This is a genomic window from Achromobacter denitrificans NBRC 15125, from assembly GCF_001571365.1.
Lineage (GTDB): Bacteria > Pseudomonadota > Gammaproteobacteria > Burkholderiales > Burkholderiaceae_B > Achromobacter > Achromobacter denitrificans.
In genome coordinates this window covers 112,025-124,894 of record NZ_BCTQ01000018.1, presented here as the reverse complement: position 1 = coordinate 124,894, position 12,870 = coordinate 112,025, and the positions used below count along the sequence as shown (strand labels likewise).

At 68.0% G+C, this 12,870-nt stretch carries 14 protein-coding genes and 1 riboswitch; of the genes, 3 read left to right on the top strand and 11 right to left on the bottom strand.

What is annotated here, in order from left to right; all coding sequences use genetic code 11:
* The 8 genes from ADE01S_RS16670 to ADE01S_RS16635 form a co-directional block, all read right to left on the bottom strand.
* The coding region (locus tag ADE01S_RS16670; RefSeq protein WP_255220866.1) for a DUF4131 domain-containing protein at window positions 1-610 on the bottom strand (610 nt) is incomplete at its 3' end.
* Window positions 611-804: 194 nt separating this feature from the next.
* On the bottom strand, window positions 805-1,779 hold the full coding sequence (locus tag ADE01S_RS16665) for a Bug family tripartite tricarboxylate transporter substrate binding protein (protein ID WP_062682839.1): 975 nt from the start codon (window positions 1,777-1,779) through the stop codon (window positions 805-807).
* Window positions 1,780-1,867: 88 nt separating this feature from the next.
* Window positions 1,868-2,743, bottom strand: coding sequence for an HpcH/HpaI aldolase/citrate lyase family protein (locus ADE01S_RS16660; protein ID WP_062682838.1), 876 nt, complete (start codon window positions 2,741-2,743; stop codon window positions 1,868-1,870).
* 11 nt (window positions 2,744-2,754) lie between these two features.
* Complete coding sequence (locus tag ADE01S_RS16655) at window positions 2,755-3,528, bottom strand: enoyl-CoA hydratase/isomerase family protein (RefSeq protein WP_062682837.1); 774 nt, start codon at window positions 3,526-3,528, stop codon at window positions 2,755-2,757.
* Between the two features lies 1 nt (window position 3,529).
* Window positions 3,530-4,738, bottom strand: coding sequence for a CaiB/BaiF CoA transferase family protein (locus ADE01S_RS16650; protein ID WP_062682836.1), 1,209 nt, complete (start codon window positions 4,736-4,738; stop codon window positions 3,530-3,532).
* A gap of 32 nt (window positions 4,739-4,770) precedes the next feature.
* Complete coding sequence (gene kce, locus ADE01S_RS16645; RefSeq protein WP_062682835.1) at window positions 4,771-5,703, bottom strand: 3,5-dioxohexanoate:acetyl-CoA acetone transferase; 933 nt, start codon at window positions 5,701-5,703, stop codon at window positions 4,771-4,773.
* 10 nt (window positions 5,704-5,713) lie between these two features.
* A complete protein-coding gene (locus tag ADE01S_RS16640) occupies window positions 5,714-6,880 on the bottom strand; it encodes an acyl-CoA dehydrogenase family protein (protein ID WP_062682834.1) in 1,167 nt (388 codons plus the stop codon).
* Between the two features lie 49 nt (window positions 6,881-6,929).
* Window positions 6,930-7,382 carry a MaoC family dehydratase gene (locus ADE01S_RS16635; protein ID WP_062682833.1) on the bottom strand — a complete coding sequence of 151 codons (453 nt, stop codon included), beginning with the start codon at window positions 7,380-7,382 and terminating at the stop codon, window positions 6,930-6,932.
* Between the two features lie 136 nt (window positions 7,383-7,518).
* Here ADE01S_RS16635 and ADE01S_RS16630 point away from each other — a divergent pair, with 136 nt between their 5' ends.
* The 3 genes from ADE01S_RS16630 (at window position 7,519) to thiM (ending at window position 10,087) form a co-directional block, all read left to right on the top strand.
* Window positions 7,519-8,538: an NADP-dependent oxidoreductase gene (locus ADE01S_RS16630; RefSeq protein WP_062682832.1), complete on the top strand. Its 1,020-nt coding sequence runs from the start codon at window positions 7,519-7,521 to the stop codon at window positions 8,536-8,538.
* The gene (locus ADE01S_RS16625) at window positions 8,539-9,009 is read left to right on the top strand and encodes a MarR family winged helix-turn-helix transcriptional regulator (protein ID WP_062682831.1); all 471 of its coding nucleotides are present in this window, start codon (window positions 8,539-8,541) and stop codon (window positions 9,007-9,009) included.
* A 53-nt stretch (window positions 9,010-9,062) separates the two neighbouring features.
* A riboswitch (TPP riboswitch) is annotated at window positions 9,063-9,193 on the top strand.
* A 72-nt stretch (window positions 9,194-9,265) separates the two neighbouring features.
* Complete coding sequence (gene thiM / locus ADE01S_RS16620) at window positions 9,266-10,087, top strand: hydroxyethylthiazole kinase (RefSeq protein ID WP_062682849.1); 822 nt, start codon at window positions 9,266-9,268, stop codon at window positions 10,085-10,087.
* Window positions 10,088-10,115: 28 nt separating this feature from the next.
* Here thiM and ADE01S_RS16615 read toward each other — a convergent pair whose 3' ends face one another.
* Genes ADE01S_RS16615 through ADE01S_RS16605 form a run of 3 tightly spaced genes read right to left on the bottom strand, consistent with a single transcriptional unit; the run spans window position 10,116 to window position 12,869 of the window.
* Window positions 10,116-10,883: an iron ABC transporter ATP-binding protein gene (locus ADE01S_RS16615; protein ID WP_062682830.1), complete on the bottom strand. Its 768-nt coding sequence runs from the start codon at window positions 10,881-10,883 to the stop codon at window positions 10,116-10,118.
* Complete coding sequence (locus tag ADE01S_RS16610; protein ID WP_172600285.1) at window positions 10,880-11,863, bottom strand: iron chelate uptake ABC transporter family permease subunit; 984 nt, start codon at window positions 11,861-11,863, stop codon at window positions 10,880-10,882. The genes ADE01S_RS16615 and ADE01S_RS16610 overlap by 4 nt, the downstream gene beginning before the upstream one ends.
* Window positions 11,856-12,869 carry an ABC transporter permease gene (locus tag ADE01S_RS16605; protein ID WP_062682829.1) on the bottom strand — a complete coding sequence of 338 codons (1,014 nt, stop codon included), beginning with the start codon at window positions 12,867-12,869 and terminating at the stop codon, window positions 11,856-11,858. Before ADE01S_RS16605 ends, ADE01S_RS16610 begins: the two co-directional genes overlap by 8 nt.
* Between the last annotated feature and the right edge of the window lies 1 nt (window position 12,870).

Genomic DNA, 12,870 nt, shown 5'->3' with positions numbered 1-12,870 from the left:
CGCGCAGCCCTTCCCTGACGCGGTGGCGGGCGCGCTCGATGGCGACGCCCGGCGTCGCCCACGGGCGGTCGGCCACCAGCCGGGGCTGCCCGCGCACCTGGCCCACCGCCCGCACGCCGCGCGCGAACAACCGCCCTTCCGCGTCCGCGCCGTCCGGGTTCAGCAGGCCCCGCGGCCGCCGCAGCACCAGCGCCATGCGCCACACTTGCCCCGGCATCAGCGCCGGCAGGCCGCCCTGCGCCCCCGGCGGCGCCTGCCACGACACCTGGATGCGGGAAGGAATGCCGGGCGGCGCGGGCTCGGCCGGTTCCGCCACGAACCGCTGCCCGCCCGCATCGCCGTCGGGCAGCTCGGCGATGCGCAGCACCAGCCGGGACACCGCGTCCTGGTGCGCGTCCGCCAGCCCGTCGTCCAGCCGCCATTGCGCCTGCGCGCCGGCGTTGAGCAGCCCAGCGCACATCCCCAGCGCCAGGGCCGCGCCGGCCTTCGCTCCTCGCTGGCGCAAACGCATCAACGCGGCCAGCGCCAGCAGGCACGCTCCCGCCAGCAGCCAAGCCGCGCCCGCCCCGGGCAGGCGCGGCGCCAGCTGCACCGCCCCCGAGCCCGCCACGAACGCGATGCAGAAAATGCGGCCGGTGATAAACGCCTCCCGAAATGGGAGAGCGTAGGCGGAAGGTATCGGGAGCGGGCCCCGGCAGTGGCGGATTTATCCGCCTCGGATGGCCGCTGGCGCCTGGCGGTGAATCAGCTCCCGGCCACGCCGGCGAGGTGCGCGGCGTCCGCCATTCGCTATTCGCCTGCGAGTCATTCCGGCTGTATGCCCGCCTGCCTGACCTTGTCTCCCCAGACCTTTTCCTGTTGCGCTACGAAGGGTCCGAACTCCGACGCCGGCGCCGGCATGGGCTCCGCCCCAAGCTGGACCAGCTTGCCCTTGATCTCTTCCGACGACACGATCTTGTAGAGCTCGTCGCCCAGCCGCTGGGCGATAGGCGGCGGCAGCTTCGCCGGCCCGAAGATTCCGACCCAGGCCGCCAGGTCGAACCCGGGCTGTCCCAGCGCCTCGGATACGCTGGGGAGGTTCGGCGCCAGCGAACTGCGCTTCTCGGTCGATACCGCCAGCGCCTTCAAGGTACCGGCCTGGATGTGGGCAGTGGCCGACGCCAGGTCCACGAACATGAACGTCGCGCGCCCACCGATGATGTCCGTCATCGCCTGCGGCGTGCTCTTGTAGGGTATGGCCGTCGCCTTCAGCCCGGTCAGCTTGTCGAACGAGGCGGCCGAGATCTGGCCGGTGCTGTTGCCATAGGCATAGTTCAGGCCCTGGGGGTTGGTTTTGCCGTAGCGCAACAGATCGTCGATGCTGTTGATCGGCAACTTGGCGCTGACCGCCAGCACGAATGGGAAATTGCAGACCTGCACCAGTGGCGTGAAATCCTTGATCGGATCGTAGCGGAGGTTCTTGTACAGGTAGGGATTGGAAGAATGGGTGGTGTTCGTGGCCAGCATGATCGTGTAGCCGTCGGGCTGGGCGCGCGCCACCATGTCGGCGGCAATCTGGCCCGAAGCGCCGGGCCGGTTCTCGACGATCACGACCTGCCCGAGGGCCGTCTGCAGGCGCTCGCCGATCAGGCGGGCGACGATGTCGCTGGCGCTGCCCGCGCCGAATGCCGTGATCAGCTTCACGGGCTGGGATGGATAGTCCGCCGCCTTCGCGGGCCCCGCCAGAGTCAGCGCGAGCCACGCGGCCACGCATAGCGGCTTGAATACGGAACGCCTCATGTCTCTCTCCTTGAAAAGGCGCCGGCCTTGTGCCGGACGGTCGCCGTGGGCTCGGGACAGAACCATCATCGGTCCCGCCCTCGCGGGTTTAGCCTGCGGCCGGGACGCTGGCCAGAATGCGCATCGCCTGCTTCAGATGCGGGCGGTCCAACATTTCTCCATCCAGTTGCAGCGTGCCGGCCCCGGGCGCCTGCTCGAACGCCTGCACAATACGGCGCGCGCGCTCGATATCCGCGGGGTCGGGCGTGAATGCCTCGTTGATGGTGGCCACCTGATCCGGATGGATCGCGATCTTGCCGGTGAAACCCGCGCGCCGCGCCCGCGCCGCGTCCTTGCGCAGCCCTTCCGTATCCCGGAAATTTCCCCATATCGTGTCGATGGCGGGCACGCCTGCCGCGGTAGCGCCCAGCAGGCAGAGAGAACGCGCAAGCTGATAGGTAAAGTCGTACTCGCCGTCTTCGCGCCGATTGCTGGCCGCTCCGAGCACCGCTGCCAGGTCTTCCGCCCCCCAGGTCAGCCCGCGCAAGCGCGGGCTGCAATCCGCATAGCCCCCCAGGTTGAACATGGCGCCCGCGGTCTCGGTGGCAACCGGCATGATGCCGATGGCGCCAGGCTCCAGACCTTCGCGCGCTTCCAGCGCGGTGAGATAGTGATCCAGCGTGACGATGGCCTGCGCGCCCTGGCCTTTCGGTAGCAGAATGGCGTCGGGCGCCGATCTCACCACCGCCGCCAGATCGTCCAGCGCCAGGCCCGAATCCAGGGGGTTGATCCGCACCCACAATTCCGGGCCGGACTCGGGACGCGCCGCCAGGTATTCCCTCACTATGACGCGCGCCGCCGGTAGCCGCGCGGCGTCCACGGCATCCTCCAGGTCCAGGATCAGGACGTCGGCGCCAGTGGCCGGGGCCTTGCCCAATTTGCGCTCGCTATCCCCGGGGACGAACAACATCGATCTCAATGCCATTTTCTTGCTCCTCACTGTCCTTGAAATCTCGGGGCGCGCCGTTCGGCGAACGCCTGCGTGCCTTCGACGACATCCCGCGAGTCCTGCAACAGACGCAGGAACAACTGTTCCAACCGCAGGCCCGTCGCCAGGTCGGCGTCGCGGCTGCGCAAAGCCAACTCCTTGGCCGCCTGCACCGCGAGCGGCGCGTTGGCGGCTAGCCTGCGCGCATACGCCATGGCCGCCGGCAGCAATTCCTCACGCGGCACGACCCGGTTCACCAGGCCCCAGCGGTTGGCGGCGTCGGCGTCGAAGGCATCGCCCAACAGCAACATTTCCATGGCGATGGCATGCGGCAATTGCTGGGCCACGCGCTGGGTGCCGCCATTGGCCGGAAAGACGCCGCGCTGGACTTCCGTCAGGCCGAAGGTGGCCGTGGGCACGCACACCCGCAGGTCTGTGGCCAACAGCAGTGTCATGCCGCCTCCCAGGCAGTGCCCGTTGACAGCGGCGACAATGGGTTTCCACACTTCCAGGCCGCGGTTCAGCAGTTGGCCCTGCTGCGTGTGCATCAGCGCCGCCAGACTGGGCGGCGCCCCGACGAACGACTTCAGGTCCGCGCCGGCGCAAAAGGCCCGGTCTCCCGCTCCGGTGATAATCGCCACGCGAATCGCGTCGTCGTCGCGGACCCGGCGCCAGGCCTCGGACAAGGCGTCATAGTGCTCGCGATCCAGCGCGTTGCTTTTCTCGGGGCGGTTGATGGTGATCAGCGCCACACCGTCCTGTTCGTGAAAGTCGATGGACATGTTAGGCCTCCCTCCCTGGCGCGGCGCCGGCCTGCGGCGCCAGCACGTCCAGGTAGCGGCCGACGGCGGCCGGGCCGTAGCCCAGCTCGGCCAACACTTGTCCCGTGTGCTCGCCTACTCTGGGCGGCGGCGATGCGGGCTTGGGCCGATGGCCGTCAAAGCGCAGCGGTTGCGACACCACGTTCAGCTCGCCATGCGCCGAATCGGCGAAACGATGGATCATTTCACTGGCGACCATGTGTTCGTGCGCCAGCAGTTCGCCCACGCCCTGGATGGGCGCGCAGGGGATGCCGGCGCGCGACAGCCGCCGGATCCAGGCGTCCCGGTCGTCGCCGCGCATGATCTCCGACACCCGTTCCAACACTTCCGCGCGGTGGCGCACCCGGTCCGCGTTGGTGGCATAGCGCGGATCGTCCGCCAGCCCGGGCCTGCCGGCCTCGTTGCAGAAGGCGCGCCACAGCGAGTCGTTCGCGACGCCCAGCAACAAGGGGTGGTCGCTGGCCTCGAATACCTGATAGGGACACAGGGACTCATGGGCCGAACCCCAGCGGCGCGGTTCGCTGCCGCGCTCCCAGTAGCTCTGCATCACATAGCCCATGAACCCGACCGCCGTATCGAACAGCGAAGCCTCGACCTTGCAGCCCTTGCCGGTACGCAGCTTGCGCACCACCGCGGCCAGGATCCCGGTGGCGGCATGCATACCCGTGGCCTGGTCGATGGGCGAGATGGGACTTCGGATCGCCGGTCCGTCCTCTTCTCCCGTGATGGACATCATGCCGCAGAATGCCTGCAGGATGACGTCGTAGCCCTTGCCCTGGTTCAGCGGCCCTTTGCTGCCGAAGCCGGAGATACTGCAATAGACCACGCCCGGGCGCAGCGCCGACGCGCTGTCGTAATCGATACCCAGCCGTGCCGCCACCCCGGGGCCGAAACTCTCCACCACGATGTCCGCCGTGGCGATCAGCCGCTGCGCCGCTTCGCGGCCCTCGGGCGATTTCAGGTCCAGCGCCACACTGCGCTTGTTGCGGTTCACGCTCAGGAACACCGTGCCGTCGTCTTTCCGGAACGGCGGCCAGCGGCGGGTGTCGTCCCCCGTCAGCGGCTCCACCTTGATGACCTCCGCCCCCATGTCGCCCAGATACTGCGTGCACAAGGGGCCGGCCAGCACCTTGGAAAAATCCACCACCCTCAACCCTTGCAAGGCATCCATTGCATCCGTCTCCCGCGCGCGCCTCGCAGCGCTTAAAAAGCGACGTTGTCGCCGCCTTTGGTTTGAATCATGGCCCGCGCCTCGTCGGGCGTCGCGATTTCAAGCGACAGCTCTTCCAGGATGCGGCGGATCTTCGCGACCTGTTCGGCGTTGGAGGTAGCCAACTTGCCGCGGCCCGCGTAAAGGCTGTCTTCCAGCCCCACGCGCACGTTTCCACCCAATAGCGCGCTGGCGGTGACGAACGGCATCTGGTGGCGGCCCGCGGCCAGCACCGACAGGTAATAGTCATCGCCGAACAGCCGATCGGCGATGGTGCGCATATGCAGCAGGTTCTCGTGGTCGGCGCCTATGCCTCCCAGGATGCCGAAAATGCACTGCAGGAAGAACGGAGGCTTGGCCAGGCCGCGGTCGACGAAATGCGCCAGGTTGTACAGATGGCCGACGTCATAGCATTCGAACTCGAATCGCGTGCCCAGGTCCGACAGTTCGCGCAGGCCCCGGTCGATCTGCGCGAACGTGTTCGACAGGATGAAATCGCGGGTCATCTCCAGATAGGGCTTTTCCCAGTCGAACTTGAATTCGCTGACGCGATCGCCCGCGCCCGCGATATTGAAATTGAGCGACCCCATGTTCATGGACGCGACCTCGGGCCGCGCCCATTTGGCCGGCGCCAGCCGCTGGTCCAGCGACATGCCCAGGCCGCCCCCCGTGGTGATGTTCAGGATGGCGTTGCTGCGAGCCTTGATCTCGGGCAGGAACTGGGCGAACAGTTTTGGATCCTGGTCGGGCCGGCCCGTCTCCGGATCGCGCGCATGCAAGTGCAGCATGGCGGCTCCGGCCTCGGCGGCCGCTACCGCGTCGTCCGCGATCTGCCTGGGCGTGATGGGCAGGTACGGCGACATCGATGGTGTGTGGATCGAGCCCGTGACGGCGCAGGTAATGATGACCTTGGGGGATTTGCGCATGCGTGTCTCCTCAGTACGATTTAGGCAGGCCCAGTACTTTTTCAGCGATGTAGCAGAGAATCAATTGCGGCGAGACCGGCGCAATGCGGGGCAGCATGGCCTCGCGGAAATAGCGCTCGACGTGGTATTCCTTCGCGTAGCCCATGCCGCCATGGGTCAGCACCGCCGTCTCGCAGGCGCGGAAACCCGCCTCGGCGCAGAAGAACTTGGCCGCGTTGGCCTCGGCGCCGCAAGGCTGCCCCTGGTCGTACAGCCAGGCGGCGCGGCGGTACAGCAGTTCGGCCGCCTCCAGCTCCACCCAACGTTCTGCCAAAGGATGCTGCACGCCCTGGTTCTGGCCGATGGGCCGGTCGAACACGATCCGCTCGCCGGCGTAGGCGGCGGCCCGGCGCAAGGCCGCTCGCCCCAGCCCGGTCGCCTCGGCCGCCAGCAGGACCCGTTCGGGATTCAGGCCGTGCAGGATGTAGGAAAAGCCCTTGCCTTCCTCGCCGATGCGGTCTTCGACCGGCACCGCCAGGCCGTCGATGAACAGCTCGTTGGAATCGACGGCCTTGCGCCCCAGCTTTTCGATTTCGCGCACGCTGACGCGGCTGCGGTCCAGGTCGGTGTAAAACAGGCTCAGCCCCTGAGTCGGCCCGGTCACCTGATCCAGCGGCGTGGTGCGCGCCAACAGCAGAATCTTGCTGGCCACCTGCGCCGTCGATATCCAGATCTTCTGGCCATTGACCACATAACGGTCGCCGCGGCGCACGGCCAGGGTGCGCAGCTTGAGCGTGTTCAGGCCGGTATTCGGTTCGGTCACGCCAAAGCAGGCCTTCTGCTCGCCGCTGATGATGGGCGGCAGCCAGCGCGCGCGTTGCGCGTCGCTGCCGTGCACCACCACCGGGTGCAGCCCGAAGACATTCATGTGGATGGAAGACGCGCCGGCCATGCCCGCGCCGGAAACCGCCACGGTTTCCATCATCAGCGCGGCCTCCTGGATGCCCAGGCCCGCCCCCCCGTATTCGGCCGGCATGGCCACGCCCAGCCAGCCGGCGCCCGCCATGGCGCGGTAGAAGTCCTCGGGGAAGCCACCTTCCCTGTCCTTGCGGGTCCAGTAATCGTCGTCGAATCCGGCGCACAAATCCTGCACGGCGTGGCGGATGGCGATCTGCTCGTCGGTAAGCGCGAAATCCATGGGCTGCCTTTCGAATGAAGGGAAAGTGGGCGGAAGCCGGCCGGCGGCTTCAGGCGGCCTGGCGCAGCATCAACGCCACGCGGCGGCAACTGGCGACCAGTTCATCGCGCTGGTTGTAGGCGCGATGGCCGAACACCACGATGCCGTTCTGCGGACGCGAACGGCTGTCACGCAGCTCCAGCACCTCCGTTTCTACTCGCAAGGTGTCGCCGGTAAACACGGGGCCGGGAAAGCGCACCTCGTCCCACCCCAGGTTGCCCACCGTGGTGCCGAGCGTGGTGTCGCCCACGGAAATGCCGACCATCAGGCCCAGCGTGAACGCGCTGTTCACCAGCGGACGACCGAACTCGGTGGTCTTGGCGTATTCCGCGTCCAGATGGATGGCGGCGGGATTCATGGTCATGGAGGAAAAGAGGACGTTGTCCGTCTCGGTGACCGTACGCCGCACGTCATGCCGGAAGCGTTGCCCGACCTGGAATTGCTCGAAATACAACCCTGCCATCGTCGTCTCCTTGGCGCCGCGTCGTGGAACTTTCTTCCCGCCTGGCCATGGACATGCCGGCCGGCCGCGTTAAAATGAACGCTAACATACTGTATGCATCCATACAATATTGGGAACAACCCCAAGGAGACAAGCAATGACCGGGAATCTGGTGAATCGGCAGGTCGTGTTGAAAGAAAGGCCGCTGGGCATTCCGCAGGCCGCGCACTTCGATATCCGCACCGCGCCGGTGCCGGAACCGAAGGAAGGCGAGGTCCTGGTCAGGAACCTGTACCTGTCGGTGGATCCGGCGATGCGCGGTTGGGTCAATGCCGCCGCCAACTACTCGGACCCCGTGGCCATCGGCGAGGTCATGCGCTCGTTCGCGGCCGGACGAGTCGTCGCATCGCGCGATCCGCGCTATCCCGACGGCTGCCTGGTGATGGGCATGCTGGGCTGGCAGGACTATGCCGTGACCGACGGGCGGGCAATCCGGCGGCGCGTGCTGGAGACCGATTTGCCGCTGTCGCTGTCGCTGGGCGTACTGGGCCTGAACGGCGTCACAGCCTACTTCGCGCTGAATGCCTGCGGTGAACCTCGGGCCGGGCAGACCGTGGTCGTCTCCACCGCCGCGGGCGCTGTCGGCTCGGTCGCGGGGCAACTGGCCCGCCACCTCGGGTGCAGGACCGTGGGCATCGCGGGCGGAGCAGCCAAGACGCGGTTGTGCGTGGAGGAATTCGGCTTCGATGCGGCGGTGGATTATCATGCGCCCGAGTTGGAGCAGGTGTTGGCGCAAGCCTGCCCCGACGGCGTGGACGTCTACTTCGACAACACCGCCGGGCGCATCAGCGATGCGGTGATCCCGCTGATCAACCGGCATGCCCGTATCGTCATCTGCGGCACGGCGTCCGTGGCCAGTTGGGATCCTTGGCCGACGGGTCCGCGCGTGGAACGGCATCTGCTGAACAAGGCGGCGCGCATGCAGGGCTTTCTGGTGTGGGATTATGAGCACCGCTACGAGGAAGCCGTTGCTGCGCTGGCGCCGCTGGTGCGCCAGGGAAAACTGCGCTTTCGCGAGGAAATCCTGGACGGCATCGAAGCCGCGCCCGGATCGATCGCCGATCTCTATCAAGGCAAGAACATGGGCAAGCGCCTGATCCGGCTGGAGGATGCCTGAATGACCGACAAGGCAGTCAATACCGCGCAGGAAAACTGGGACCAGCGGCTCGGCTTCCTGATGCACGATGTGTCCAGATTGCGCCGCAAAGTCTTCGATGAAGTCATGAAACCCGAAGGCATCACGCGGTCGCAATGGTGGGTAATGGCGCATCTGTCGCGGCACGACGGGATGTCGCAAAGCGACCTGGCCGACGTGCTGGACCTGGGCCGCGCCGCGCTCGGCGGCCTGGTCGATCGCCTGGAAGCGCTGGGCTATGTGCGCCGCGGGGCGGACGAGCAGGACAGGCGCACCAAGCTGGTGCTCCTGACGCCGGAAGGCCGCGCCATGATCGAACGCATGCGCGTCAAGAGCGATGTCATGAGCGAAGCCATTTTGCAGGGGCTCAGCGCCGACCAACGCCACCAGTTGGCCGACATGCTGAGCCTCGTGAAGCGCAATCTACTGGCCTTCGACACCTCTCGCGCCTGATCGGGGCCGGCCAGGGGAAACTTGACAACCCCACCGCGCGCTCGGAACATACAGGCATCCACCCGGGGAGCTTCGGCAAGAAGCTGAGAATCCGTTGGCGGGCCCGAACCGGCCCGCAGTGCACGGCGACCCGTCGAACCTGATCCAGATAACGCTGGCGTAGGGACGGTGCAGCGGCCGCAAGCGTCTTCGCCCCATGGGCCGGCGCGCAGCCGCCCTCCCCGCCAGCGCGTTCTTTCCGCAAGGACCGCCCGGCATGCAAGCCCTCTCCCCTACCCTGGCCGCCCAGGCCCATCGCTCGCAGGAACTGCTGGACGCCGTGCGCCGCGACGCGCCGCTGGTGCAGTGCCTGACCAATTTCGTGTCCATGAACTACGCGGCGAACGCGCTGCTGGCGGTGGGCGCCTCGCCCGCCATGGTCCACGCCGTGGAAGAGGCGCCGGAGTTCGCCCGCCTGAGCGGCGCGGTGGTGATCAATATCGGGACCCTGTCCGCGCCCTGGCTCGACAGCATGCTGCTGACCGCCGGCGCCGCCGGCGAGGCCGGCATTCCCTGGGTGCTGGATCCGGTGGCGCACCACGCCACCGCCTTCCGGCGCGACGCGGTGGCGCGCCTGCTGGACCTGCGGCCCGCCATCATCCGGGGCAACGCCTCCGAGATCATCGCGCTGGCCGGCGGCCGAAGCGCCGGCAAGGGCGTGGACGCCGGCAACGCGGTGGCCCAGGCCGAGCAGTCCGCCAGCGCCATCGCGCAGGCGCGCCGCAGCGTGGTCGCCGTCACCGGCGAGGTGGATTTCGTGACGGACGGCATCCGGTCGGCGCGCATCGCCGGCGGTTCCGCGCTGATGCCCCGCGTGACCGCCACGGGCTGCGCGCTGAGCGCCACGGTGGGCGCGTTCGCCGCGGTGTCGCCGGGCGATCCCTACGCGGCGGCCGTGGCCGCCCTGTCGTGCTTTGCCCTCGCCGGCGCGCGCGCCGGCGCCGTGGCCGAGGGGCCGGGGTCGTTCGCCTGGCGCTTCCTGGACGCGCTGGCGTCGCTGGAGGCCGATAGCCTGACCCGGGAATCGCCGCTGCGCTGAATCCCCGTCGGGCCGAAGGCGCGCGCGTTCAACCGGCCTGGCGGTAGTACACGCAGATGCGCCTACCGCCGATCTCGTGCACCTCGATCGGCAATTCATACAGCGCGCTCAGCACCTCCGGCCGCACCAGTTCCTCGGGCGTGCCCTGGTGGGCAACGCGGCCCAGGCGCATGGCGACGATGCGGTCGGCGTAGGTGGACGCGAAGTTGATGTCGTGCAGCACCAGCACCACGGTCTTTCCCAGTTCGTCGGCCGCCCGGCGCAAGGTGCCCATCATGGCCACCGCATGCTTCATGTCCAGGCTGTTGAGCGGTTCGTCCAGCAGCACGTAGCGGGTGTCCTGGCACAGCACCATCGCCACGAAGGCGCGCTGGCGCTGCCCGCCCGACATTTCGTCCAGGTAGCGATCGGCCAGGGGCTCCAGGTTCAGGTAGGCGATGGCGCGGTCGATGTGGCCCTTGTCGTCCAGCGTCAGGCGGCCGCCGGTATGCGGATAGCGGCCGAAGGCCACCAGGTCCCTCACCGTCAGCCGCAGCGGCAGGTGATTGTCCTGGCGCAGAATGGACAGGCGGCGCGCCAGCTCGCGGCTGTCGGACTTGGTCACGTCCAGGCCGTCCACCAGCACCCGGCCGGCCGACATCGGCAGCAGCCGGCTGACCATGGACAGCAGCGTCGACTTGCCCGCGCCATTGGGCCCGATGATGGCGGTGACGCCGCCCGCCGGCAAGGACAGGGTGACGCCGTCGACGACCACGCTGTCGCCGTACTGTTTGCTGAGTTGCTGGATCTCTATCATCGGCGCCCTTTGCGCAGGATCAGGACGAGGAACATGACGCCGCCCACGAATTCGATCACCACGCTGACGGTGGTGTTCAGGCCCAGCACGCGTTCCAGCAGGGTCTGGCCCCCGACCAGGAAGATCACGCTCAGCAGGGCCGCGGCGGGCACGGTATGGCGGTGGCGGTCCGAGCCCATGGCCTGGTAGGCCAGGTTGCTGACCAGCAGTCCGAAGAAAGTCACCGGGCCGACCAGCGCGGTGGACACCGACACCAGCACCGCAATCGCCGCGAGCGTCTGCATCAGGGTGCGGCGGTAGTCCACGCCCAGGTTCACGGAAATCTCCCGCCCCAGCGCCAGCACGTCGTACCGATGGCGCATGCGCCAGACCAGCAGCGAGGCCGCGCACACGGCGGCCAGCGCGATGGGCAGCAGGCTCACGCGCACCGTGTTGAAGCTGGCGAACATGCGGTCCTGCAGCACCAGGAACTCGTTGGGATCGATCAGCCGCACCACGAAACTGGAAAGGCTGCGAAACAGCAGCCCGAAGATGATGCCCACCAGCATCATCAGGTGCAGGCTGCGCACGCCGTCGGCGAACAGCCAGCGAAACAGCAGGCAGGCGAAGCCCGTCATGGCGCCGACTTCCAGGAGGAAGGCCGCCACCGGATGGCTGACGGTGGCCGCCGCCTGCCCGAAGCCGAACACCACCACCGCCTGGATCAGCAGGTACAGGGCGTCGAAGCCCATGATGGCCGGCGTCAGGATGCGGTTGTGCGTGATCGTCTGGAACAGCACCGACGACAGCGCCACGGCATAGGCCACCAGCAGCATCGCCGCCAGCTTCGCGCCGCGAAACGGGATCACGAACGACCATTGCCCGTTGGCGCCCAGCGTCATGAAGGCCGCCGTGCAGGCCAGCGCGGCGGCGGCCAGCAGCCCCAGGCGCCAGGCCTGGGGCGAACGGGCGGCGGGCGCCGCGAGCGCGATCTCAGCCAAGGCGGTTCCTCCGCGTGCGCAACAGGCACAGGAACAGGATGCTGCCCAGCACGCCCACGACCGTGCCGATGGGAATTTCGTAGGGGTGGATCACCAGCCGGCCGATGATGTCGCAGGCCAGCACGAAGATTCCGCCCAGGGCGGCCACCCAGGGAATGGAGCGTCGCATGTTGTCGCCCAGTATCAGGCTGACGGCGTTGGGCACGATCAGCCCCAGGAAGGGAATGCCGCCGGCCGTGACCACGACCACCGCGGAAATCGCCGACACGATGAGCAGGCCCGCCAGGGTCAGCCGCGCGTGGTTCAGGCCCAGGTTGGAGGCGAACTCGCGGCCCATGCCGGCCACCGTGTACCGGTCGGCCGCGAGATAGGCCGCGCAGGCCAGGCCGAAGCCGATCCACAGCAACTCGTAGCGTCCGCGCAGCACGCCCGAGAAGTCGCCGGTGGTCCAGGCATGCAGCGATTGCAGGAGGTCGTAGCGATACGCGACGAAGGTGGTTGCCGCGTGGATCACGCCGCCCAGGATCAGCCCGATGAGCGGCACGATGAAAGGCGTGCGCAGCGGCACCCGCCGCAACAGCGCCAGGAACAGCAAGGTACCGGCCAGCGCGAAGCCCGTGGCCGTCAGCATCTTGCCGATCACGGGCGTATCCGGCGCCAGCAGCGTAACGACGAGGATGCCCAGGGTGGCGGATTCGACGGTGCCGGCGGTGGTGGGCTCGACGTAGCGGTTGCGCACCAGCATCTGCATGATCAGGCCCGCCACGGCCAGCGACATGCCGGCCAGCAGCAGCGCCAGCGTGCGCGGCACGCGGCTGACCATCAGCAGGCGCCAGGCGCGCTCCGCCTCCTCGCCGCCCCACAGCGCGGCCCAGGACAGCTGGCCGGCGCCCAGGCTGACGCTAGCCGCGCAGAGCAGCAACAGCAATGCCGCCACCGCCGCCAGCCCCGCCCAACCGCCTATCGACTGCCGCCAGCTCACCCGCCCGACTCCCGCTCCATGCATG

Coding starts and splice junctions, on each gene's coding strand:
- ADE01S_RS16665 (WP_062682839.1), bottom strand. CDS start 1,779: ATGAGGCGTTCCGTATTCAAGCCGCTATGCGTGGCCGCGTGGCTCGCG.
- ADE01S_RS16660 (WP_062682838.1), bottom strand. CDS start 2,743: ATGGCATTGAGATCGATGTTGTTCGTCCCCGGGGATAGCGAGCGCAAA.
- ADE01S_RS16655 (WP_062682837.1), bottom strand. CDS start 3,528: ATGTCCATCGACTTTCACGAACAGGACGGTGTGGCGCTGATCACCATC.
- ADE01S_RS16650 (WP_062682836.1), bottom strand. CDS start 4,738: ATGGATGCCTTGCAAGGGTTGAGGGTGGTGGATTTTTCCAAGGTGCTG.
- kce (WP_062682835.1), bottom strand. CDS start 5,703: ATGCGCAAATCCCCCAAGGTCATCATTACCTGCGCCGTCACGGGCTCG.
- ADE01S_RS16640 (WP_062682834.1), bottom strand. CDS start 6,880: ATGGATTTCGCGCTTACCGACGAGCAGATCGCCATCCGCCACGCCGTG.
- ADE01S_RS16635 (WP_062682833.1), bottom strand. CDS start 7,382: ATGGCAGGGTTGTATTTCGAGCAATTCCAGGTCGGGCAACGCTTCCGG.
- ADE01S_RS16630 (WP_062682832.1), top strand. CDS start 7,519: ATGACCGGGAATCTGGTGAATCGGCAGGTCGTGTTGAAAGAAAGGCCG.
- ADE01S_RS16625 (WP_062682831.1), top strand. CDS start 8,539: ATGACCGACAAGGCAGTCAATACCGCGCAGGAAAACTGGGACCAGCGG.
- thiM (WP_062682849.1), top strand. CDS start 9,266: ATGCAAGCCCTCTCCCCTACCCTGGCCGCCCAGGCCCATCGCTCGCAG.
- ADE01S_RS16615 (WP_062682830.1), bottom strand. CDS start 10,883: ATGATAGAGATCCAGCAACTCAGCAAACAGTACGGCGACAGCGTGGTC.
- ADE01S_RS16605 (WP_062682829.1), bottom strand. CDS start 12,869: ATGCATGGAGCGGGAGTCGGGCGGGTGAGCTGGCGGCAGTCGATAGGC.